This is a genomic window from Sporolituus thermophilus DSM 23256 (assembly GCF_900102435.1).
GTDB lineage: Bacteria > Bacillota > Negativicutes > Sporomusales > Thermosinaceae > Thermosinus > Thermosinus thermophilus.
Genome location: NZ_FNBU01000006.1, coordinates 109,084 through 131,913, shown reverse-complemented (window position 1 = coordinate 131,913; position 22,830 = coordinate 109,084). Strand labels below are relative to the sequence as shown.

Genomic DNA, 22,830 nt, shown 5'->3' with positions numbered 1-22,830 from the left:
CAGCAGCCGGCAATTCGCGAGCGGTCGGCAATACTTCCGGCAGCGTTTTTTGCGGATTACGAATAGTATACAGTCTATGTATCATCCGGTCACAAAAAGCACCTGTATGGCCATCGGCAAGCCACTCTTTTTCAAGTGCCTGAGCTATCTCATCCAGCCGGTAACATGTCAGCCACTCGCTAAGCCAGCCGAGGCGCAGTTTTATTTCATTGGGAGCGCCACCGGCATCCCGGGCCAAAACAAACTGCTGGATAACCAGGGGCAACAGCCGGACAAACTGCGAATGGTTAACGCTGCGCGGCTTTTTCTGCAAACTTTGCAATACTTCCCGCCAGGGGATGTCCATGGTTTTGCCGGTGTATGGCCGGGGGAATTGGGCTAGCTTTTGGTAATCGCTGTCATACACTTCTATCCGGTTCCAAAACACTTTTAGTAAGACGTCGGCATCAGGTTGTACGCCAGGGAGAAAAAAGCTGGCATTATCAAAGCGGATTTCGCCATAACCGTTAACTTTGGCACTATCTAACCGCAACACTTCGTAGGGCTTATCAGGCAAGGCGAGGAGTTTAGGGGTTTCCTGGTGCCACAGTTCTTCGATCGTGACGCCTTTGGCATAGTGAGGGCGCTGCCGGTCAGCTTGTTCGATCTCTGTCAATTCGCGTGCAAAGGTTTCTTGGTCGGTAAATACCGGTATAGGTACACACCAGTTCCGGCGACTATAACCGCATTTGTTTTCCACATGGCCTTTTTCATTGCCTTTGTTGGGGTTGCAAAATACGGCATCAAACCGATAGTGGGCGCAAAACCTAAGGAAAGCATCCGTGCATTTTCGTTGGCCGTCTTTTTCGACGGACACCACTGCCGCCGAAAGGTTGTCGAACCATATCCGGGTAGGTACGCCGCCCATTTTTTCAAACAAGCGCTTGAGGCCTTCGAGAAAGCACTCCTGGTTTTCCCGTGGTACCGGATAGACAAAGGCTGCGTTGCTGTAAGGAAAGGAAGCTACGAGCAGCTTGTACTCCATCAGCTTTGCATCTTTACTTACCTGTACAGTGCAAAAATCAACCTGAGCTTCACCGCCGGGGTGCTCAAGGCGATGATAGGCCTGAGCATCTTCCACGGCCATCTGCTCTCGGCGTTTTTGGACATAGGCGCGGACAGTCCGGTCGCTGCCGGTAAAGCCGTATTCATTTTTCAGTCGCTGATAAATCCGGGCGGCAGTATGCCGCTGCTTACGGGGCAGCTGACGGTCTTCTGCCAGCCAAGTATCGACGACCTCCTGAAATGGCTCCATGACAGGTTTTTGCCTAATGCGAGGGCCAAAGTCTATATTCCAGTCGTTTTTATCTGCGTACTTTTTGGCCGTTCGCCAAGATATGTTTCTGTTTCTGGCGATTTCAGAGATTGTACACCCTTCAACTTCACGCATAAGTCTGATATACTGTTGCTGAGGCAATGTCAACATCCTTTCAATTCCCCTCCCGTGTTAGTCTCAGCAACTTTACGGTAAGGGATTATTTGGTTGTTGGCAAGTGCCTCTTTTTATGCCAAACTGGAATTTCAGCTCTGCATTTTTAGGATGCCAATCTCTGCACTTTTATTTTGCCATAAACATGCAGCAGGTATTTCAATCCATTATCTTTGTTTCGTTTTATTTGCTCGTATTCTTCCTGGTTGATTTTTTGACCATTTTCGTCATAACTACATACTGTTAGCCAATAACCGCAATCAGGGCAAATATTTGCGTTGAATCGATCGCTTATCCATGTATTACCACATTTCGGGCAAGCATACGAATATTTGCTATTGTTTTGTTTTGTTGTCGCCATACCGCCGCAATGACATTCAATATCCCAGCCTGGGACAGAACGAATAGAGGTATCATAGCAGGTATTACAGGTGTATTTGTACATGCAACCAACTCCTTTCAATTTTTTGACCGAATAGACATAAAAAAATTAGTCCAGTTCATAAGGACTAATGTCGAGTAACCGACACAACTTGAACAGAAGTTCCATAGTTGGTTTTACGGCATTGTTTTCGATTTTGTTGATGTAACTAGGACTGACTCCCAACATTTTGGCAAGTTCTGTCTGTTTTAGTCCTGCCCTAAGCCTGGCTAGTTTTAGCTTGGTCAATTTCATCACATATCACCACCTTTCAATTTTTTGATTGAACAAGCAAAATAAAAAAATCCAGGACATTGTCCTGGATAATAACCCTTTCTATAAAATATTGCCAGTAATAGGCAAAAATAGAATGTTTTTTGCCTAGTGTAAAAAACCCTACCCTGTGTAACGAATTTTCGGCCAAAAATATTACATTTTTTATATGTCCATCATACACGAACATTTTAAGCTAAATGTCTACAATGAATTTAAAAACCCTTCCCTGTTTAACGTATTTTCGGGCAAAAATACAAGGTTTTTTTACTTGACTGAAAATTACCCCTCTATAAAATATCAATCCCATATTTGGTAAAAATGTAAGGTTTTTTTGTCTGGCGAAAAATACCCTTCAATTCCATACTTAATAAATCGGACAAAAATACAACCTTTTTCCCTAGGACTTTTTTCCTATTTTTCTAGGATTATAGTCTCATTTTTTCGGAAAATCCCAATCAACCCTGTTGTATAGCAGGTCATAATACACTACCATTTCATCACCATTTTTGTCGGTAATTTTCTTCCCTGCCGGAAACAATGGATATTCTTCTATTTTGATGCTGTTGATATAGAAGTTCTCTTCAATCCAATCCATGACGGCTTTTTCTTTGCTAATCATGTCAATCCCCTCCTAATACAGCCAGTCCCGATTGTCCAGGGGATTAAATTTCGCATGTTGCATTTTCATTTCGTGATCGGTCAGGTTGAGATAGTTTTTTGTCGTAGCAATATCGCTGTGTCCTAATATTTTCTGCAGTGAGAATATGTCTCCACCATTAAGCAAATAGTTCTTGGCAAAAGTATGCCGCCATGTATGACAGGATATTTTTTCGCCTTGTAGGTTTAGTTCTTGTTTTAATCGCCTGAATAAGCAATTTAATCCCGATGGTGTTAGTTTTTTCTTTTGCCGCTGGCTGAAAAATAACCACTTACATTCTTCCTCTTGCAGGTATTCTTCTCTCATCTTCAAATAATGTTGCAATACCTTTTTCATCGTTTTTCCGATAGGTACGAATCGTTCTTTCATGCCTTTACCCTGTGCAATGCGGATCAGGTCATTGGTTATATTTATATCAGCTAATGTTAGGTTAATTATTTCAGATTTTCTTATTCCGGTTGAAAAAAGCAAACAAAACATGCAATAGTTTCGATAACCCCAAAAAGTATTTTTATCCCAACAATTAAGCATCTTAGCTATTTCTTGCGCAGTGAATGTACGCATTTGTTTTTTCTCTGTTTTCGGTTTAGTGATATTCTTCATCGGGTTTTTATGCAGGTATTCTTCATTGTATAGGAAATTAAAAAACACATTAAAAACAATATAATAATCACGAAGTGTAATGCCACGCTTACCTTGGTTTTTCAACATAGCGAAAAATTCGCGAATAAAATCACTAGTGATATGTTCAATATCAATAACCTGTTTTTCCTCATATAACCATTGCCCGAAAAATCTAAGCACTTGTTCGTATGAAGAGTATGTTGTTTCAGCTATGTTTTGTGCTTTTTTTGCAATCAAAAAAATTTTTTTTGCCTCGCCAAAAGTCATAAAAAAATCCCTCCTAATTGACATAAAACGCCAATTTTAGGAAGGAAGTAAGCACATAGTTCCTATATTTTTTTACTTCAAAGTCAACGCATAAAAACCAACTATGTGTTCATCAAAATGAAAATGCCTACATTCACCACCCTGCGAACATAGGCAAAATCTAGCTCCTGGTGGAGACGATGGGATTCGAACCCACGACCTCATGAATGCGAACCATGCGCTCTCCCAACTGAGCTACGCCCCCACACCATTTGAACTTCACGACAAATATTATATTATATTTCCTGATTGCCTGCAAGGTTCTTATACCAATTCTTTGTCCTTCGTTTCCGGCAGCAGGAAGTAGACGTTGACGGCGGCGGCGACGTAGATGAAGGCCAACAGCGCCAGCGCGCCGGAAAGGCTGTACTGAGCGGCCAGGACGCCGATGGCGAGAGGAGCGAAACCGCCCACGGCCCGGCCGGTGTTGAAGATAAAGTTTTCCGCCGTGGAACGGGCTTCCGTAGTATAGTTTTCCGACAGCAGCGCGCCGTAGCCGGCCATCATGCCATTGCAGAAGAAGCCGAGGATCGCGCCGCCGACTAAAAGGTGCAGCGGGTCAGACAGGTTAGCATACACCCACACCGCGGCCGCGGAAGCCAACTGGAAGGCCATATAGGCGGGACGGCGGCCGATTTTATCGGCAATATAGCCAAAGACGGCAATCCCCAAAATCATCCCCAAAACGGTGGCCACCATCCACATGCTCGTTTTGTTCAGCGTCAACCCATGCTGTTTCATCAAGACAGTGGGCAGCCAGACCATAATGCCATAGTAGCCCGTGTTCTGCACACTGGTCATCACCGTAAGGGCCAGCGTAGTCGTTGCCGTACGCCGGTCGGCGAACAGGTGCAGCAAGGGGAACTGGGTGGTCTTGTTGTAAAACGCCTGTTCTTCGGCGGTTAAGGGCAGCTTGGCGGCAATTTTTTCCCGAAGCGCCTTTTTTCTCGCCTGCGTTGCCAGCCAGATAGGCGGTTCAGCCAGACCGTAGCGCGCCCAGGCGGCGAACAGGGCCGGCAGCGCGCCGATCAGGAAAACGGCCCGCCAACCAAAGGCCGGTAGTACATAGGCGCTGACCAAAGCGGCGGCCACCACGCCGAGCTGCCAGCCGACAGCCACTGCCCCGGTCGCCCGCGCCCGCTTTTCTTTCGGCCACGTCTCAGTGACAAGCGTCATGCCGATGCCAAACTCGCCGCCCAGGCCCAAACCGGCCAGGAAGCGGTAAATGTTGAGTTCCAGGAAGCTGTCGGCAAAGGCCGTTAGGCCGGTGAAAACCGAGAAAACCAGAATGGTGAGGGAAAAGACGCGCACGCGCCCGATATAGTCGGCCAAAATGCCAAAGCCATAGCCGCCAAGCACAGCACCGATCAAGGTTACCGTGGCCACCAACCCGCCCTCGGCGAGGGTCAGGCCGAAAGCACCGATGATCGCTGTCATGACAAAGGACAAGATGAGCATATCCAGCCCGTCCATGGCATACCCCAGCACGGAAGCAATTAGCACTTGCCAGCGGTAGCGGCTGCCGCCGTCCGCGGCGCCGACCGACGCGCCGGCCTGGGTTAAGCTTTGGGGCAAGAGACGTGGTTCCTGCCCGATAACCTTGACGTGGGTTTCCATACCTTCTCCTCCTCGTTTTTGGTACCGAGGCAAGCGAAAAGGGCTTCCCGCCAGTCCCACTGACAGGAAGCCCTTTTTGGCATATAAAAGTGCCATAAAGCTGCAATCTTGATTACGCCGCCTACCTTGCCAGCCTCACAGGACTGATTTAAAGGTACCAATATTGATTTGTGTTTATTATGCCACGCCGCCCCGCCCGCTGTCAACACTCTTTTATGGCAACCGAGTATAGCGTAAAGCACTGGCTAGACTGTTCTACTAGCTTTTATACCTCATTATTTCGGGAAATGGAGACAATGTTTTCACACCTGGTTTTTGCCGCCGCTTCAAATTTTGCGCAAACTGTTTTAATGCAGCGCCATAACCATCCCGTTGTATTATTAGCCAGCCCAGGCTATAAAAAGCCAGTTTTTCCTGCTAAAATGAAACTTTCTTTCTGTAACAGATAAGCTATAATTGACTCTGTAAAACAAAGCAAAGCCGAATTCCATATGGAAGCGGAGGACCCACCTTTTTGGGGTGAATTCTGCCACAGGCAGAAAGGATGTTTACCTCTCTTGCCATCCTAACCCGACAGCTAACTTCGTAGGCTAAAGCAAAGAGGTCGAAAGACCGTGCGGTCTTTTCTTTTTATGTTACGGAGGAAACGGTTGTTATGGCTATAAAAAAAACTCTGTTGGAAGCCGAAATTAATGATGCCTTTATTAAGTTTCAGCGCAGCCTCATTGGCCGCGGACCTACGGAAGCCAAGACTTATATTATTGATGATATGGTCTTAATCCGCCTAAAAGGCGTTCTGACTATCGAGGAAACACATCTTGTCAAAACCGAAAAAGGCCGGCAAGTAGTTAAACAAATGCGGCAGATCCTGCGCGAGACATTTAACGAAGAAGCGGAAAACCTGGTGGCCCGCCTCACCGGGTGCCGTGTGGTCAGCAGCCACAGTGACATTAGCACTAAAACGGGCGAGCGGGTGGAAATATATATTCTTGATACAAATTTGGAAAAACGGCTCCGCGACGAAGAAAAAGCTAAAGTGGACGCATAGCTGGCGGACAAAACGCAGAAGCAGCACAGCTTAGGCGATTTGTAGGCCGGTACGCGAGTAACAGCCGGGCGGCTCATTTGGCCGCAAGGTCTGGTTGCTTACGCACCGGTTTGCTTTTTTTACACTTGCTAAATCGCCATTATTTGATTCCGAGCGAGGGAACATTAAATATGGACAAATGAGGATATACTTTGGCTAATCGCGAAATACGATGTACTTCTTATTGTTGTCCGCCACAGCGGTGGCCTACAAAAGCTGGAATAACTATTGGCCTTATTTTTTAGGATAAGCCTGTACGTTAACCATAAAGAGTATAATGGAGGCTGATAGTTTTATGATGCGTGAAATCAGGCGTTTGCTAATTGGCAGACCGCTGCATAATCGAGAGCTTAGTCACGAAAAGCTGCCAAAATGGAAGGCACTGGCAATTTTTTCATCTGATGCCCTGTCATCGGTTGGTTATGGCCCGGAACAGATTATGCTTACTCTTGCTATCCCTGGGGTATTAGCGTATGGCTATATAGGGCCGGTCGCCCTTGCTATCCTCGTATTACTGGCTATTGTAACTGTTTCATATGTACAGGTGGCCAAAGCTAACCCCGGCGGTGGCGGTTCTTACTCCGTAGCCATCCACAACCTTGGTGAATTGCCGGCCCTGACGGCAGCAGCGGCCCTATTTGCCGATTATTCGCTTACTGTAGCAGTGAGCATTTCCTCAGGTACGGAAGCGATCGTATCTGCTTTCCCGCAGTTAGCCCCCCATGCGGTGACAATTGATTTAGCCGTGTTATTTGGCATATTGATGTTAATCAATCTGCGCGGCGTGCGCGAATCATCCAATGTTTTTGTCTTTCCTACGTATGCTTTTATCCTGGGAATGTTAGGGCTTATTGCGGCAGGTGTTTATCAGGCGTTTACGCAGCCGGCGCCGCTTATTCCGCCCGCATCTACCGCTAAGCAATGGGACTGGACAGTTGCCTTTCTGATCCTGCGTGCCTTTGCCTCCGGTTGCAGTTCTATGACTGGTGTGGAAGCTATTTCCAACGGCGTGCCGATGTTCAAAAAACCGGAAATCCGCAATGCAACAATAACAACTTATTGGATGTCGCAATCCTTGCGGTCATGTTTGCTGGTATTTCCTTTTTGATTATGCATTACCATATCATTCCGACGCCTGATGTTACGGCGCTCTCGCAGGTGGCTGAGTTAACCTTCGGCCGCAATTGGGCGTATTACTATGTTCAATTTACCACCATGTTAGTGCTATATTTAGCGGCCAATACGGCTTATAACGGCCTGCCGCCCCTATTGTCCATTTTAGCAAAGGATGGCTATATGCCCCGTTATCTTGGCGTCAGAGGCGAACGGCTCAGCTTCTCCACCGGAATAATTCTTCTCAGCGTCATAGCCGGCCTGCTAATCACTATTTTCCACGGCAACACCGAACATCTAATTTCTTTGTATGCCATTGGCGTCTTTCTTTCGTTTACCATTGCTCAAGTCGGTATGGTTGTTTACTGGCGCCGCGAGAAAAGCAAAGGCTGGACCAGGCGAGCAATTTTAAATGGGGTAGGAGCCATCGTCACTGGTACCGTTGTCTTGGTCATCGCTATTACCAAATTCTTTTATGGCGCCTGGCTGGTGCTTATTTTCATTCCGACAATGATTTATATTTTTAAAAAAATCCGCCACCACTACAACGATATGTCAGAACAGCTCCAGCTGCCGCCTGAATATACCAACCCTGCCAGCTTGCAGCACCCCCACCCAAGCTAAGAACTTGATCATCGTACCAGTAGCCAGTATTACCCGCGTGGTAGCCCAATCACTTCAGTACGCCAAAGCGCTTAGTCCCGATATCCTGGCAGTGCACATTGCTACCGATGACGAAGCAGGCCGTAAATTTAAAGAAAAATGGGAGAAATGGAATCCCGATATCCGCCTGGTTACTATTTACTCTCCTTACCGGTTGGTAATTAAGCCGTTGCTGGATTATATTGAACAGCTTGAAAGAACCAAGGCGCCGTCTGATTTTATAACCGTCCTGATCCCGGAATTCGAAACAAAAAAATGGTGGCACAGACTGCTCCATAACCAAACCGGCTGGATTTTGCGGACGCTGCTTATCTTAAAAGAAAACGTAATTGTCGCTACTATTCCTTATCACCTACAAAAATAAAATCGCAACCAGCAGCCAAAACCATTTGTTTATATCACTCATTTTTACGCACTTCATAAAAAATTCTTATAGACAAATTTTCCCTGCAAGATTATACTGAATTTAGCAATTGGTATAATTAATTGATTATACCCGTGTGAGGGAGGGAAAAAGCATGGTCGCTTACAATCCGGTAAGCGAGACTGTAATTGCTGAGCTGAAAAAAATCGTCGGGGAGAAGTATGTCTGGACCAGCCCCGAGAAGATGGAGCCCTATTCCCACGACGAGGTAACCGACCCCAAATATGTGAAAATGCCGGAAGCAGTGGTCCTGCCGGCCAATGCGGCGGAAATCGCCGAAATCATCAAACTTGCCAACCGCGAGCGCATACCCGTTGTCCCGCGGGGCGCAGGCACCGGCCTGGCCAGTGCCGCCGTGCCATTTAAAGGCGGCATCGTCCTGTCCTTGGAGCGGATGAATAAAATTTTGGAAATTGATACCGTTAATATGTTTATGGTCGTCGAGCCGGGCGTAACCACCGAGGCGGTGCAAAAAGCGGCCAACGCCGCCGGGTATCTCTATGCCGGCGATCCCTGCAGCGGCGACAGTTCCTTCATCGGCGGCAATGTCGCCACCAATGCGGGCGGCAATAAGGCGGTCAAATACGGTACCACCCGCCGTCAAATATACGGCCTGGAGATTGTCACTCCGGAAGGGGAAATTGTCACCCTGGGCGGTAAATGCATGAAAGATTCCACCGGCTATAGCCTCGTCAACCTGATTATTGGCTCAGAAGGCACCCTGGGCGTCATCACCAAGATATATCTGAAGCTGATGCCGCTTCCCAAGGAACAGATTGACCTGCTGGCCGTATTCCCTGACCTCGCTACCGCAATCGGGGTCGTGCCAAAAATCATGGCCGCCGGCATCACGCCTACCTGCGTGGAATTTATGGATAATGAAACCATCAAATGCTGCGAGGAATTTTTGCGGGAAAAACAGCCCCACAGTGACAACGGCTACTATATTATCATCAAGCTCGAAGGCGAAAACGAAGAACAACTTGAAGAACAAGCGGCCACCATTGACGAACTGTGTACCGAAAACGGCGCCATGGCCGTACTGGTCGCTGATCCGGCGAAAATCTGGAAAGCGCGCAAGGCCTTCGCCGAAGCCGACCGCGCCCGCAGCCTGGTCTTTTCTATGGAAGACATCGTCGTCCCCATGAGTGAAATTCCCAAAGCCGTCGAGCAAATCGCTGCCATTGGCCGCAAACACGGCGTGACCATGCATTGCGCCGGCCATGCCGCCGACGGCAACATCCATGTTAATATTCTCAAAGATAAAATGAGTGACGACGACTGGGATCGCATCTTGCCGCTTGTCCAGGAAGAACTATATACCCTGGTTTACAACCTGGGCGGCAAACTGTCCGGCGAACACGGCATCGGCTACAAGCGGGTTAAGCTGCTGGAGAAATTCGCCAATCCCGTCGAACTCAAAATGATGAAAGCCATCAAGCAAGCCCTTGATCCCAACCTTATCCTGAACCCAGGTAAAGTAATTGATATTAGCTAAAGCTAAGGCCGCCTCCTCACCGGCAAAATGCCGCCTGCACAAGCAGGCGGCATTTTTTATAGTAGCCGCTCCTCCACCACCCGCCAGTCGATATTGCCGAAAAAGGCATTGATATAGGCGGCGCGGTCGAGGCCGTAATCCGGCATATAGGCGTGCTCCCACACGTCCATCACCAGCAGCGGATTGCATCCTGCCGGGTGCCCTTTATCGTGTTCATTGATCCAAAAGTTTATCAGCCGGCCGTTCGTCACGTCCTGATACAGGATAGCCCAGCCAATGCCGCGGATGGCGCCGGTCGCCCGGAAGTCTTTTTCCCAGGCCTGCACACTGCCGAAGTTCTGCGCCATTGCCGCGGCAACCCGGCTGCGCCGGCTGAGGCGGCCATTGCCGCCCAGATTTTCAAAATAGTACTCGTGGAGCCGCATGCCGTCAAACTCCCAACCCAAGTGCCGCTTGAGTTCATTGTACTCCGGCGTATTCAAATTGCCGGCGCGCAGCATTTGGTCTAAGATTTCCAGCAGTTTATTGGTATTGGTCACATACCCCTGGTACAGCGTGAAATGCATCCTGAGGAGTTCGGGGCTAAACCCTTCCATCCCGATAAGGTATGAATAGTCTTTAGCCTTATATTCCACGGTATCCCTCCTTCAATTAATACATTGCGAAGCCATTAAAGCCTCCATTCTACTTTATGCAGCAATCGGCGCCAATGCATCACGGTGGCGCGGCATTATTCCTGAATTTACCCCCGTTCGGGCAGGCCTGTAAACAAATCCACCGGTTGAGTAAAGACCAACCGGCTCAACAGATAGTTTAGTGAATGACAAAAGGGCCCTGGGGCATCAGCCCCAGAGCCCTTTTGTTTATCAAGTTCGTGAGCGCTTTATTACAGTTATTTTACCCGTTAACCGCCTTTTTGACCGGCTGCTCCCCGTGGCCGGATACTCCTAAAAACTCGTCCAGCTTGGTCTGGAAGGCCGGCACCCCGACCCGTCTGACGAAGGCGGCAAATGTTTCGCCTTCGCCCTTGTTTGCCTGGAAAAACTTTAGCAGCCGTTCAATGGCCTTCGCCGCATCGTCGGCGGGAATACGCCCTTCCAGTTTCGTCGCAAAAGCCGCGCCCGGCCCTAAGGCGCCACCAAGCCAGAGTTCAAACGCTTCAATGGCTTTGCCGTCAACATTAAGCAGTGAACCCTGGAGGCCAATATCGGCAATCTGATGATGGCCGCACGCGTTAGGGCAACCTGACATATGCAGGCGGACAGGCGTATCAAGTTCGACATGCTTATCAAGATATTCCGCAATGGAATTTAGCCGCCGTTTTGTTTCCACAATCGCCATAGTGCAAAAAGTATTGCCGGTGCAGGCAACGGTATGGCCGGCAAACGGCTGGGGAAAGGGCGTAAAGCGTTTTACCAGCGCCTCATCCAGCAAAGCAGTTACTTTATCGGCGGCGACATTGGCCAAGATCAGGTTCTGGGTATTAGTAGTCCGCAGCGATCCGTCACCGTACCGTACCGCCAGCTCGGCCAACCCCTCCAGATCAGCCGCCGTGAGCAGCCCACCGGGGATGGCCAGGCCGACATAATGCAGACCGGCTTGTTTTTGCGGATGGACACCGTAATAATAGCCCCCGTTCCACCCCCGCGTCAGGTCTTGCCCCCTGGTTGGCAACGGACCGGTAAGTTTCAGCAGTTCAGACCGAAACCGGGCCTCACCCCAGTCGGCGACCAGATACTTCAGGCGGGCGTGGAAACGATGCTCACGATAACCAAAATCCCGGAAAATGGTCGCTACCGCCGCCGCTACTTTCACTACTTCTTCCGGGCGGACAAAAATGTCCAGCTTGACGGCCATATGCGGTTTAGCCGCTAAGCCGCCGCCCACCATGACGTGAAAGCCGATAACTTGCTCACCGTCAATTTCTTTGACGGCCGGAGTAAAGGCCACATCATTAATTTCAGCATGACCAGGGTTAAGGCCACTGCTGGAAATCGAAATTTTGAATTTGCGGGGCAGGTTGGAAAACTCCGGGTTTCCCTGGAAGAACCGCGTTACTGCTTCGACCAACGGCTTGGTGTCAATCACTTCGTCCGGATCGATGCCGGCTAGCGGATTGCCGGTCACCGCGCGCGGACAGTCGCCGGCAGACTCGACCGAACTCAAACCGGCCGCGGCCAGGCGGGCAAAGATATCAGGCAAGTATTCCAGTCTGATCCAATAAAACTGTACCGCCTGGCGCGTGGTCAAATGCAGCTCGTTCCGCCCGTAGGCGCGGGCAATCGCGGCCAAAGTCCGCACCTGCTCGCCATTCATGATACCGCCCGGCACTTTAACGCGCAGCATGAAATAGCCGTCGGTCCGCGGCTTTTGCCCATAAAGGCCGGCCCATTTCAAAAGTTCGATGTCCTCTGCCCCGAGAGCGGCAAAACCGGCCGCGGCCAAGCGCTCAATATCATCTAAAATCGCAAGCCCGTCTTTTTTGAGCTTAATTAACTCCGTTTTATTTAATTTAGCCAAATCCTTAGCCCATGGACGTTCCAATTAACCATCCTCCTTAAAGAGATATAAATATTTTTTATAGCCATATAACTAATAATACTATTGTTTATGTAAATTGTCTAGAAGCGTATCCAAACAAAACAATCCAGTCTGGCCTTGTCTGGCCAAACTGGATTGTTTTTCGCCGCCAGCGTCACTCAGCAGCTAGCGCCCAACCGGCACGGTCTGTCCCGTGCTGAAGACATACAGGTATATTTCTTTAACCGGCTGCCGGAAAATCGCCTCCATCGCGGCGGCATAGAGTTTAAGTTGCACGTCGTACCGCTTGATCAGTTCGGTTCCGTCCTTTACCTGGTCGGTCTTGTAGTCAATTAGGACCAGACCGTCAGGCTCGGCAAAAAGGCAGTCGACGACGCCCTGGATAAAGACCGTTTCGTCCGTTCCGGCCAAGGCCGGCTCCACGTTCGCCGCCGGCAGCACCTGGCAAAAGGCCAGTTCGCGCCTGCGCCACGCCGCGTTTAGCAAGCGCTGCCCCAGCGGGCTGGCGAAGAAGGCGGCAATGGCTGCGGCATCCACCGCGGCGGCCTGCTCGGGCAAAAGAATTTCCGCCGCAACCAAACGTTCGAGCTGCCGGCACACGCCGGAGTCGCTAATGTCGCCGGCCAGGTCGAGGTGCTGCATGACGGCATGCATGGCCGTACCCACTTCGGCCGCGGTCAGTTTACCCGCCGCCTGAATAAAGCGCGGCCGCGCCGCCAGCCGTGGCGGATACCACTGCTTGCCTTCCTGGTCAGCCAGCGCGAACCGGCGCTTGATTTCGCTGACCGTGAGTTTCGCCGGCTGGCCCACGGCCGCGGCATGGGGATAACGCCAGTCCAGCCGCGCCGCCACCCAGGCGCTGTCGCCGCCCGGCAGCGGTTTTAATTCTTTAAGCCGCGCAACCAGCGGATTATCGGCCGTTTGGCCCGGCGCGACCGCACTTATGCCGTCGGCCGCATGGATAGTGACCTGCCAAGCCGAAGCAAGGGCGGCCAGTTTTGCGGTCGGCACCAAGTCACAACCGGCCAGCTCACGCAAGGGGGCGCCGTCCGGATGGCGGACGATGGCCGGCCCCAACCAGTCGAGATAGCTCTTGGCGTCGGTAATAAGCGCATCCGGCAGCGCCTGGGCCTGCCGTCCCACCACGGCGCACCAGTCACTGCACCGGTCGGCTAATTTTTTCACCGATCCCACCAGAATCAGTTTTTCCCGCGCCCGCGTCAGGGCCACATACAGAACGCGCAGTTCCTCCGCCTTGGCCTCAAGCGTCAGCTTGTGCTCAATCCCCCAGCGGGCCAGCGTCGGGTAGCTGTCCCTGAGGTCGGGGCGGATAACTTTGGGCCCTAACCCCAGTTCTTTGTGGCACAACACCAGTTCCTTCGTATCGCTCAGGTTTAGCTGCTTGCCCAGGTCAGCCAGCACGACTACGGGGAACTCAAGACCCTTGCTCTTGTGGATGCTCATGACCCGGACCACGTCTTCGCCCTCGCCTAACGCTCGCGCCACCGCCATATCCGCGCCGCGGTCGCGCAGCCGGTCAAGAAAGCGAAGGAACCGGAAGAGTCCCCGGAAGTTGGTGGCTTCGTACTGGCGGGCCCGGTCGTAGAGGACGCGTAGGTTGGCCTGCCGCAGAGCCCCGCCGGGCATACCGCCGACATAGTCATAATACCCTGTTTCGCGGTAAATACCCCAAATAAGCTCAGCGACGCCCCGCCGCCGCGCCAAGCTCCGCCAACGGTCCAGCCGGTCAAGAAAGATGCCAATCTTTTGCCGCAGCGGCTCAGCCAGATCAGCTTCAAGAGCCGCCGTCAGCGCCGTCCACAGGTCGCCGTCCTTACACAGGCGGATGGCGGCTAGGTCACCGGCGCTCAGGCCCACGAGCGGCGACCGCAGCACGCCGGCCAGGTGAATGTCCTGCCGGGGGTTGTCAATGACCGCCAAGAGTGACAGCATGACCTGCACTTCCGTCTCCTCAAAATATCCGCCGTCCAGATCGGCGTAAGCCGGGATGCCGGCCTGCCGCAGCACGTCGAGCAGCACACCTGCCTTGCCCTGCACCGCCCGCAGCAGAATGACTATGTCGCGCCAGGCCAACGGCCGGTAAGCCTTGCCATGCTTGTCGTAGACGACATGGCCGGCCTCTTTCAGCGCTTTTAGCCGCTGGACAATAAGCCACGCCTCCCGCTCAAACGCGGTTAGTTCCTGCGCAGAAAGCGCCTCGTCGCCGCTTGCGGCCTCATTGCCCTGCTCCGCCTCTTCTTCCTCTGCTTCGCCGTTTGCTGACTTCCCCGCCAAGGCCTCGGCATGGTCAATAAGATGAACTTCTACCGGCCCGGCCAAAGTCGGCTGGTCGCACGGCGGATAATCCGGCCCGGGATTGAGGGCTTCGGCCTCGCCGTAGCCCATCTCGGCCGCCCGCGGCGTCATAAGCTGGCTGAACAGGAAATTAACGGCCGCTAAAATGCCGGGGCGGCTGCGGAAATTCTGCGCCAGGTCGATGCGCCGCTCGCTGCCGTCCGCTACCGCCGGATAGCGGTTATATTTTTCCAAAAACAGGCCCGGTTCGGCCAGGCGGAACCGGTAGATGCTCTGCTTGACATCGCCGACCATGAAGCGGTTGGGACGGTCAGGCCGCGACACCAGCTCTAAAATGGTCTCCTGAACGCCATTGGTGTCCTGGTATTCGTCCACCAGCACTTCTTCATACTTCTCGCGCAGGGCCAGGGCCACCGCCGACGGCTGCACATTACCGGGCGTCGCGCCGTCGGCCAGCAGCACCTGCAGGCAGTAATGCTCAAGGTCGCTGAAATCGACAAGGCCCTTGGCTTTTTTGGCCTGCTGAAAGCGCCGGCCGAATTCGAGAACAAGGTCGATAAGCGTTTCGATCAGCGGCAGCTGGGCGCGCATGTCGGCGATAAATTCCTGTTCCGGCCGGCCGAAATAGCGCTCGGTTAGTTCTTTTACTTTGGCCTTAATGGCGTTCCGCCGCTCCTGGAACCGCTTACAGATAGCGGCATCCACGCCCGGGGCCGGGTCGAGCTTGCCAAACTTTAGGCCATTGAGCGCTGCGCCCAGTTCGCGCCAGGAACGGCGGGCGGCGGCGATTGCCCCGTCCAGCCGGCCCCGGTCGTCCTCCAACGTTTTGACATAAGCGGCGGGATTGCCGGGGCGGGCCGCCTCCGCCGCCAGCCGGGTAAGCTTGTGTTGGAGCCGCTCAAGTTCGAGAGCAATGCGGTCGGCGAGCAGTGCTTCCCACGGTTCGCCGATGCCGGTCGCCCCGTCCAGGCGGAAAGCGTCGGCCAGACGGCGCAGCCAGTGCTCCGGCCAGGGCTGACTGCGGGCAAATTCGTATAAGCGCAGGATTAGTCCGGCCAGTGAGCTGTCGTCCCGTTCATCGCCGTAGTGGTCGACCAAGGTAAGAAACGCCTCGTCACCCTGTTCGTACCGCTCGGCCAGCAGCGCTTCCAGCGTGTCGCTGCGGAGCAGCGCCGTTTCGCCCTCGCCGGCAATGCGGAAGTTGGGATCCAGGTCCAGCCGGTAGAAATACTGCCGTACTACCGACTGGCAGAACGAGTGGATAGTGGAAATGGACGCCTGATTTAAGAGTAAGAGCTGCCGCTCAAGATAGCGGGTCCGCTCGCCTTTGGCCAATTCCGCCGTCAGGGACTGGGCTATACGCTCGCGCATCTCCGCCGCCGCCGCATTGGTAAAAGTCACAACCAGCAGGGCATCGACATTGACCGGCGCCGTTTTATCCAAGATGCGGTCGATAATGCGCTGTACCAGCACCGAGGTCTTGCCCGAACCGGCGGCGGCCGCCACCAGCAGGTTTTGGCCCCGCGCCTCAATGGCCGCCCGTTGCTCCGGTGACCAATTGCTCATGCCTCTTCTCCTTTCTCCGCCGCCAGCCGGGCCCAAATCTCCTCATCGCCCAGGTCCGGCAGCTGCACAAAGTCGTTGTCGGCCAGCAGCCGGTCAAATTGGCAAACCGGACGGTAGCGGCAATTTCCGCATGGCGTCCGCCCTTTAAGCGCGTACGGCCGGATGGCCACCTCCCCGGCCAGAATAGCCTCGGCCGTAGCGGTCAACTGTGCCTGCACATGCCGAAGGAGCAGCGCGAACTGTTCCTCCGTTTTGACATAAACCCGCGTATTTTGGCGGAAGGTTTCATCCTTGTTGATGCACACTTTCAGAAATTCGGCATAACCAACCAGGCCCGGCTCCCACAGCCGCACCGTTTCCACGTCATCCAGCAGCCAGCCGGGCAGTTTCAGCTGCTTATTGATTTCCTTTTCCACTTCCTCCGGCGGCAGCCATTGACCGGCTGACACTTTGGGATTTTTAATATAGCAGTAAAGCACCGCCGCCGGGGCGTATTCCCCCTCGCCGCAAAGCGCGTTGGCGTGCCGCAGGGCGACGAGCAGATAAGTCAAAAGCTGCAAGCGCAGGCCATGATAGACGTCAGGCAGGCGCAGCCAAGCGCCGCCCGCTTTGTAGTCAATGACGGCCAGCAACCGCCGGCCCTTGTGCTCGGCCATATCCAGGCGGTCAATCTGCCCGACCAGCTCAAGCTCGGTTCCGTCGCGCAGAGTAAGAGTAAGCGCCGGCAGGGCGGCGCCATCCCGCCCGAACGCCTGCTCCAGCGCTACCGGTTTGAACCGGCTGCGGCGGTCGAGCCGCACCAGCCGGGTGACGGTGCGCTGCAGCGTCCGTTGCAGGCGCCGTGTGATACTCCGGTACTGGGCCGAACTGAGCAAAATTTCGTTTTGCAGTTTGGGCGCTAGTTCTTGGACAATGGCCTCACAGAGCGGCCCGATTTCTTCATCTTTCACATCGCCCCACCGCTGCCAGCGGCGCCGGTTATCGGCGGTCAGCTCCTTTTCAACCCGCAGGCCGAATTGGCGGAGGGCGGCGTGGAAGAACTGGCCGAAATCGGGCGCTTTAAGCTGGGCCACCGCCCGTTCCTTGAGCGCCAAGCCGTAGCGGGCAAAATGCTGGAACGGACAGGCCCGGAAGCCCTCAAAGCGGGTAACGCTGCCCCGCAGCTTACCTTGTTTGCCATATAACCGCCGGGCCAGCTCCGGTGGGAGCGCCTGTTCCTGGTTGGAGTGAAAAAGGCCGGCCACTACGCGCTGCAAATCGGCGGCAAGATCAGGCCGCGCCACGGCCCAGTTGTAGAGGTCGCGCCACAGCTTTCCGACCGGCTGACCGGCAAGGGCGGGCCGCAATCCGGCCGCAAGCGCCGCCAGGCTGCGGCGGGGATGGACGATATATTCGTCTTCCGCCCCGGCGGGCGGCTCGACCGGCAGTGGCTTCAGCGCATCGATACCGCTTAGTTCTTTCAGGCGGCGGACGATAAGCGACGGCGCCAGCGCCTTGCCTTCGGCATCGGCCAGGGGGAAACTCACCCACAGCCGGTCGCTCGCCCGGGTTAGGGCAGTGTAGACAACAAATTGTTCGGCAAACACGTCCGCCTCCCTGGTTGGCCCCAGTTCCAGCCCGAGACTAGCCAGCTCGGCCCGTTCCCGGTCGCTGAGCAGGCCCTCCTCGCGGCCACGCTTAGGCAGCACGCCGTCATTGACGCCCGGCAGATAGATAACCTTGGCTGCCAGCCGCGCCCGCGTCAGCGGGGTAATCGTAACATGGTCAAGGCCGGGCGGAATGAGACTAAAGGCCAGCCCTTCGAGGCCCTCGTTCACAACGGCGGCATAGTCCGCCAGGGTCATTTTCTGCTCGCCGCAGGTATCGACGATTTGGTCGAACAAGTCAACGATACTATGCCACATTTGGCGGTGTTCGCGCTCCTGCTCCGGGTCGCGGGCGGCGCTCGCGGCCGTCGCCCATTTTTCCAGCGTTGCCGGCACATCCAGATCGGCCAATAGGGTGTAGAGCGCGGCGGTCATATCCCGCACCGTGGCCGCCTGCGTCAGCGCCTGTTCAAAACTCATAAGCGGCTGCACCGCCCGCCGGCGGATGGCATTGATGCGGTCAAGGTAAGCCTGCTGGCGCTCATCCGGTTCGGCATCCTCATCCAGCGACAGGCGCCGCACGAACGTCCACGGCTCGTCCTTGGTCCAGCGGCTGCCGCGGATGCCGAATTCCAGCACATAGTTTTCCAGAAGGTCGATTTCGTCGCGCGACAGCGGAAACAGGTCGGTTTTCAGGCAGCGAAAAACCGGCTCATAGGCCCACCGCTCGGTCACAACCTCCAGGGCGGAGCGAATAAGTTCGGCCAGCGGGTGGTGGACAGCCGGGCGCTGGCGGTCGCTGAAAAAGGGTATATCGTAGTCGGCCAGCACGGTTTCAACCAGGTCGGCATAACTGTCCGTATCGCGCAGCAGCACCGCCATGTCCCGCCAGCGATAGCCTTCGTCCCGGCAGAGGCGGATCATGTCGCGGGCGATGCCTTCCACTTCCGTGCGGCGGTTAGCCGCCTCGGCAATGGTCAGGCCCTGCTTATCCCCCGTCCAGACCGGCGGCCTGGCATCGGCGGCATAGCGTTCCACATGGGCGAGAATTGGCGCTTGGAACCGCCGGGCAATTGTCAGCACCTCTTCCCGGCAGCTCACGCCCAGGCGGGCCGCCAGCTTGCGCAGCGACTGCCGCGTTTTCCAGGAGCGGTGAAAGAGCGTCGTCTCGTCCGCGTGGTGCGGCGCATCAGGCTCATCCAGACATAAGGTAACGGTAACGTCTTGCGCCGCTAAAAGCAGCGCTTCGAGCACCGCGTATTCCTGGGGCGTAAACCACTCAAAGCCGTCGACCCACACTTCGGCGCCCCGGGTCAGCGTGGCGGCGGGAATTTTGGCCGCCAGCAGGCGCAGACAGTCCTCGGGGTCGGTGTACCGGCCCCGCAGAAAATCCTCGAATGCTTCGTACAGCAGCGCCAGGTCATGCAGCTTGGCCGCCAGCGGCGTGGCGCCGAGACTTTCTCCGGCAGCAGCAACTTGCTCCGGAGCAATGCCATAGGTCTTAAATTCCCAAATCAGGCTGGCAAGGGTATCGGCAAAGGTGCGCTGGGCGGCAGCCTGTCCTAAGAGTTTTAGCTCACCGCGGTGCTCGGCCAGCAGGCGCCGCAGGACCAGCCGTTTGCCCATGTCGGTCAGGTGGGGCGCCGCCCCGCCGCCCGTCTCGGCCAGTACCCGGTAGGCCAGGCGGCGAAACCCCATGACATGGGCCCGGACAAAGCCGCCCAGGCCAGGGGTGGCGGCCAGTTCGCGCTCAGCCTGAAAGGTGGCCTGTTCAGGCACGATTAAAAGCAGCGGCGGACCGTCAGGCGCTTGAACTAGCCGCTCGCGGACGGCGTCAAGACAGCGGCGGGTCTTGCCCGTGCCCGCCCTGCCGAGGATAAGATTCAGAGCCATAAGAGCCGCCTCCTCTCGTTTACATACCTATATGTATTGGCCATCCAGCCCCCATTTCCCTGTTGACGTTGATAACCGGAAATTAGTAAGCGGAAAGTGGTGGATAATTACGACAACAAAAAAGAACCGCGGAGAACACGGAGAGAAAATTATTCCTAGCGCGCTGCATCGCGCCGCTCCGCGTCCTCTGCGGTTCGTATTAACCTTAACTCCACCCTGGAAAGTTGCAACCGGAAAGTTGAAAGTGGTGGAACGCTTATATTTTCCAGCGCTTGTGTGCCAATATATTGGCATGATTATCTCAGCGGTTTAAAAAGAAAATCTCAAACAGTGACAGGCAAATTTCAATGGCAATAAGAATAATCACCGCCCATTCCAGCAGCGTGCCGCGCCGGGCATGGGACAGCCCGGAAAAAACTTCGGTGATGTCCATCAGGGTGTGCGTTTTGTGGCGGATTATTTCATACCGGCCGTCGAGTTCAAATATGGTGCTAAGCTCGGCATACAAGGCGTCCGCCTCCTCGCTGATCCAGGCAATATCCGGCTTGTCCAGCAGCATGATATAAGAGATGGTGTTATACTTGAACCCCAAAATCCGGCCCGATAATTGGGCCAGCTGCCGGTCCGACACGGTTAGCCGTCCCTCTTCCAGGTAAGTAATAATATCTTCCACCTCGTCCAGCAGCACGCCAATCTGCGCTTCAATCCGGTCGAGGGCCACCGATTTGGCCAGCACCGTGGCCACAATTTCTTCCTGGAACCCCTGTACCTGCTCGGTAACCATATAATCGTTGTTGAGAGCCGGCGGCTGGCCGGCATCGGCTGCCAACACATAGTCGTCGGTGAACTCAAAGATATTGGCGGTATGCAAATTCGGCTCAATGCGGTGGAGATAGCTAACAATGTCGGTAATTTCATGGGGCTGGCAGTTAATAAACACCAAACTGCCGAAGGAGAACAGATAAACTGCCTTGTTCTCCGGCTGCCGGACAATGCCCTGGAAATCCTTTTCCCGCAGAACCAGCGAGTCTTCCCATTTGAACTTGCGGTTTATGCCGAAGTGTTTGGCGATTTTCGCCAAATCAATTTCATTTGCCAGTACGACGGCTTTAAATTCAGTTTGGGCCATAGTTTAACTCCGCTTCCCTCTTTTCCCAGTTTTCCCGATTTTGGCAGGGCCTATGAGAAAACGCTTGTCCGGCCGGCGCCTTTCAGCGTATAATTTGGTCATAATTACATAAAAAGGAGAATTGGTTATGACCGGATACAGCATAGGAGTTCTTGCTGCCTTTATTCTTTATCTTATCGGCATGATGCTGATCGGTGTGATCTACTACCGCCGAACGCGCAGCATGTCGGAATACATTCTCGGCGGCCGCCAGCTTGGCGCCTGGGTCACTTCCATGAGCGCCGAAGCGTCGGACATGAGCGGCTGGATGCTCATGGGCCTGCCTGGTTTTGCCTACGCGGCCGGCATCCAGGCCGGCTGGATTGCCTTAGGACTGATCCTGGGCACCTGGGCCAACTGGGTGTTTGTGGCCAAGCGGCTGCGCAAGTACACCCAGATTGCCAACGACTCCCTCACCCTTCCCGACTATTTCCAAAACCGGTTCCGCGACACATCCCAAACCCTGCGCATTGTTTCCGCCATCTTCATCCTTATCTTTTTCCTTATTTATACTTCGTCCGGGTTCGTGGCCGGCGGCAAGCTGTTTCACACCGTGTTCGGCATCCCCTACGCCTGGGCGATGGTGGTCGGCGCCTTTGTTATCGTCTTTTATACCTTTCTGGGCGGCTTCATGGCCGTATGCTGGACCGACTTTGTCCAGGGCGTTATGATGTTTTTCGCCATCCTGGTTGTCCCGATTGCCGCCATGATACTGATCGGCGGTCCGGCCGCCACCTATAACGCCCTCCACGCTATAAACGGCGAGCTGTTCAACCCCTTCACCAACCCGGACGGCAAGCCCCTGTCCCTGGTAGCCATTGTTTCGCTGCTGGCCTGGGGCCTTGGTTATTTCGGCCAGCCGCACATCCTGGTACGGTTCATGGCCATCCGCTCTTCCGCCGAGATCAAACACGCCACCAACATCGCCATGACCTGGGTGGTCTTCTCGCTGGCCGCCGCCGTCCTTGTCGGCATGGTCGGCCGGGTATACCTCAAACAGCCGCTGACCGGCACTGATGTCGAAACGGTGTTCCTGGTTATGACCAATGACCTGTTTAGTTCCTTCTTTGCCGGCCTGGTTTTGTCCGCCGTACTGGCCGCCATCATGAGCACCGCCTCGTCACAGCTTTTGGTCACCGCCTCGGCGTTTGCGCAGGACTTTTATAAAGCCCTTATCCGGCCTACCGCCAGCGAGCACGAACTAGTATGGGTCAGCCGCCTGACCGTAGTCGCCGTTACCGTCCTCGGCGTCCTGCTCGGCCTTGACCCGAACAACTTTATCCTCGACCTGGTAGCCTACGCCTGGGCTGGCTTCGGCGCCGCCTTTGGCCCGATGATCCTCATGTCCCTCTTCTGGAAGCGCATGACCCGTAACGGCGCCCTGGCCGGCATTATCGCCGGCGGCCTGACGGTGCTGATTTGGAAACAGTTTGCCTGGCTGGGCCTGTATGAAATCGTCCCCGGTTTTGCCTTCTCCCTGCTGGCGATCTACATTGTCAGCCTCCTGGATAAGCCGCCGGCACAGGAAATTATGGATGAATTTGAAAAAGTAAAGAAGAGCGATATATAAAACCGCTGCAATTTACGCCCGCGCCTGATCCGCGC

The 22,830-nt window shown here is 54.1% G+C and carries 14 protein-coding genes, 1 tRNA gene, 1 pseudogene and 1 riboswitch; of the genes and pseudogenes, 4 read left to right on the top strand and 12 right to left on the bottom strand.

The annotated features are described in order from the left end of the window. The 7 genes from istA to BLQ99_RS05510 all read right to left on the bottom strand — a co-directional run. Positions 1–1,429: IS21 family transposase (istA, locus tag BLQ99_RS05540; RefSeq protein WP_245690234.1), on the bottom strand; the 1,429-nt coding region annotated here is incomplete at its 3' end. A 145-nt stretch (positions 1,430–1,574) separates the two neighbouring features. Beyond that, the gene (locus BLQ99_RS14755) at positions 1,575–1,913 is read right to left on the bottom strand and encodes a hypothetical protein (protein ID WP_143005875.1); all 339 of its coding nucleotides are present in this window, start codon (positions 1,911–1,913) and stop codon (positions 1,575–1,577) included. Between the two features lie 45 nt (positions 1,914–1,958). Then, positions 1,959–2,144: a helix-turn-helix transcriptional regulator gene (locus BLQ99_RS05535; RefSeq protein WP_093688950.1), complete on the bottom strand. Its 186-nt coding sequence runs from the start codon at positions 2,142–2,144 to the stop codon at positions 1,959–1,961. A 454-nt stretch (positions 2,145–2,598) separates the two neighbouring features. Further along, positions 2,599–2,784 carry a hypothetical protein gene (locus BLQ99_RS05525; RefSeq protein ID WP_093688946.1) on the bottom strand — a complete coding sequence of 62 codons (186 nt, stop codon included), beginning with the start codon at positions 2,782–2,784 and terminating at the stop codon, positions 2,599–2,601. 12 nt (positions 2,785–2,796) lie between these two features. Beyond that, the gene (locus tag BLQ99_RS05520; protein WP_171904603.1) at positions 2,797–3,714 is read right to left on the bottom strand and encodes a tyrosine-type recombinase/integrase; all 918 of its coding nucleotides are present in this window, start codon (positions 3,712–3,714) and stop codon (positions 2,797–2,799) included. Between the two features lie 168 nt (positions 3,715–3,882). Then, positions 3,883–3,958: transfer RNA gene (locus BLQ99_RS05515), tRNA-Ala, on the bottom strand. Between the two features lie 59 nt (positions 3,959–4,017). After that, positions 4,018–5,370 (bottom strand): MFS transporter, encoded by a 1,353-nt coding sequence (locus tag BLQ99_RS05510; protein WP_093688942.1) that lies wholly within the window; start codon positions 5,368–5,370, stop codon positions 4,018–4,020. Between the two features lie 468 nt (positions 5,371–5,838). Then, positions 5,839–5,978: riboswitch (cyclic di-AMP (ydaO/yuaA leader) on the top strand. Positions 5,979–6,025: 47 nt separating this feature from the next. Here BLQ99_RS05510 and BLQ99_RS05505 point away from each other — a divergent pair. The 3 genes and pseudogenes from BLQ99_RS05505 (at position 6,026) to BLQ99_RS05495 (ending at position 10,155) form a co-directional block, all read left to right on the top strand. Further along, positions 6,026–6,418, top strand: coding sequence for a Na-translocating system protein MpsC family protein (locus BLQ99_RS05505; protein WP_093688940.1), 393 nt, complete (start codon positions 6,026–6,028; stop codon positions 6,416–6,418). Between the two features lie 334 nt (positions 6,419–6,752). Then, a pseudogene (locus BLQ99_RS15420) lies at positions 6,753–8,597 on the top strand (APC family permease). Between the two features lie 154 nt (positions 8,598–8,751). After that, positions 8,752–10,155: an FAD-binding oxidoreductase gene (locus tag BLQ99_RS05495; RefSeq protein ID WP_093688938.1), complete on the top strand. Its 1,404-nt coding sequence runs from the start codon at positions 8,752–8,754 to the stop codon at positions 10,153–10,155. Positions 10,156–10,211: 56 nt separating this feature from the next. Here BLQ99_RS05495 and BLQ99_RS05490 read toward each other — a convergent pair whose 3' ends face one another. The 5 genes from BLQ99_RS05490 to BLQ99_RS05470 form a co-directional block, all read right to left on the bottom strand. Then, on the bottom strand, positions 10,212–10,790 hold the full coding sequence (locus BLQ99_RS05490) for a superoxide dismutase (RefSeq protein WP_093688936.1): 579 nt from the start codon (positions 10,788–10,790) through the stop codon (positions 10,212–10,214). 262 nt (positions 10,791–11,052) lie between these two features. Then, positions 11,053–12,699 (bottom strand): nitrite/sulfite reductase, encoded by a 1,647-nt coding sequence (locus BLQ99_RS05485; RefSeq protein WP_093688934.1) that lies wholly within the window; start codon positions 12,697–12,699, stop codon positions 11,053–11,055. A gap of 162 nt (positions 12,700–12,861) precedes the next feature. Then, complete coding sequence (gene addA, locus BLQ99_RS05480) at positions 12,862–16,578, bottom strand: helicase-exonuclease AddAB subunit AddA (protein WP_093688932.1); 3,717 nt, start codon at positions 16,576–16,578, stop codon at positions 12,862–12,864. Beyond that, positions 16,575–20,057: a helicase-exonuclease AddAB subunit AddB gene (gene addB, locus BLQ99_RS05475; protein ID WP_093688930.1), complete on the bottom strand. Its 3,483-nt coding sequence runs from the start codon at positions 20,055–20,057 to the stop codon at positions 16,575–16,577. The genes addA and addB overlap by 4 nt, the downstream gene beginning before the upstream one ends. Before the next feature lie 301 nt (positions 20,058–20,358). Next, positions 20,359–21,186: an RMD1 family protein gene (locus BLQ99_RS05470; protein WP_093688928.1), complete on the bottom strand. Its 828-nt coding sequence runs from the start codon at positions 21,184–21,186 to the stop codon at positions 20,359–20,361. Positions 21,187–21,313: 127 nt separating this feature from the next. On the opposite strand from BLQ99_RS05470, the gene putP reads away from it, so the two are divergent. Continuing rightward, on the top strand, positions 21,314–22,795 hold the full coding sequence (gene putP / locus BLQ99_RS05465) for a sodium/proline symporter PutP (RefSeq protein ID WP_093688926.1): 1,482 nt from the start codon (positions 21,314–21,316) through the stop codon (positions 22,793–22,795). The last annotated feature ends 35 nt before the right edge of the window (positions 22,796–22,830 follow it).

Bases quoted from the DNA above. Each gene is read 5' to 3' on its own strand.
- BLQ99_RS14755 (WP_143005875.1), bottom strand. From the start codon at position 1,913: ATGTACAAATACACCTGTAATACCTGCTATGATACCTCTATTCGTTCT.
- BLQ99_RS05535 (WP_093688950.1), bottom strand. From the start codon at position 2,144: ATGAAATTGACCAAGCTAAAACTAGCCAGGCTTAGGGCAGGACTAAAA.
- BLQ99_RS05525 (WP_093688946.1), bottom strand. From the start codon at position 2,784: ATGATTAGCAAAGAAAAAGCCGTCATGGATTGGATTGAAGAGAACTTC.
- BLQ99_RS05520 (WP_171904603.1), bottom strand. From the start codon at position 3,714: ATGACTTTTGGCGAGGCAAAAAAAATTTTTTTGATTGCAAAAAAAGCA.
- BLQ99_RS05510 (WP_093688942.1), bottom strand. From the start codon at position 5,370: ATGGAAACCCACGTCAAGGTTATCGGGCAGGAACCACGTCTCTTGCCC.
- BLQ99_RS05505 (WP_093688940.1), top strand. From the start codon at position 6,026: ATGGCTATAAAAAAAACTCTGTTGGAAGCCGAAATTAATGATGCCTTT.
- BLQ99_RS05495 (WP_093688938.1), top strand. From the start codon at position 8,752: ATGGTCGCTTACAATCCGGTAAGCGAGACTGTAATTGCTGAGCTGAAA.
- addA (WP_093688932.1), bottom strand. From the start codon at position 16,578: ATGAGCAATTGGTCACCGGAGCAACGGGCGGCCATTGAGGCGCGGGGC.
- addB (WP_093688930.1), bottom strand. From the start codon at position 20,057: ATGGCTCTGAATCTTATCCTCGGCAGGGCGGGCACGGGCAAGACCCGC.
- BLQ99_RS05470 (WP_093688928.1), bottom strand. From the start codon at position 21,186: ATGGCCCAAACTGAATTTAAAGCCGTCGTACTGGCAAATGAAATTGAT.
- putP (WP_093688926.1), top strand. From the start codon at position 21,314: ATGACCGGATACAGCATAGGAGTTCTTGCTGCCTTTATTCTTTATCTT.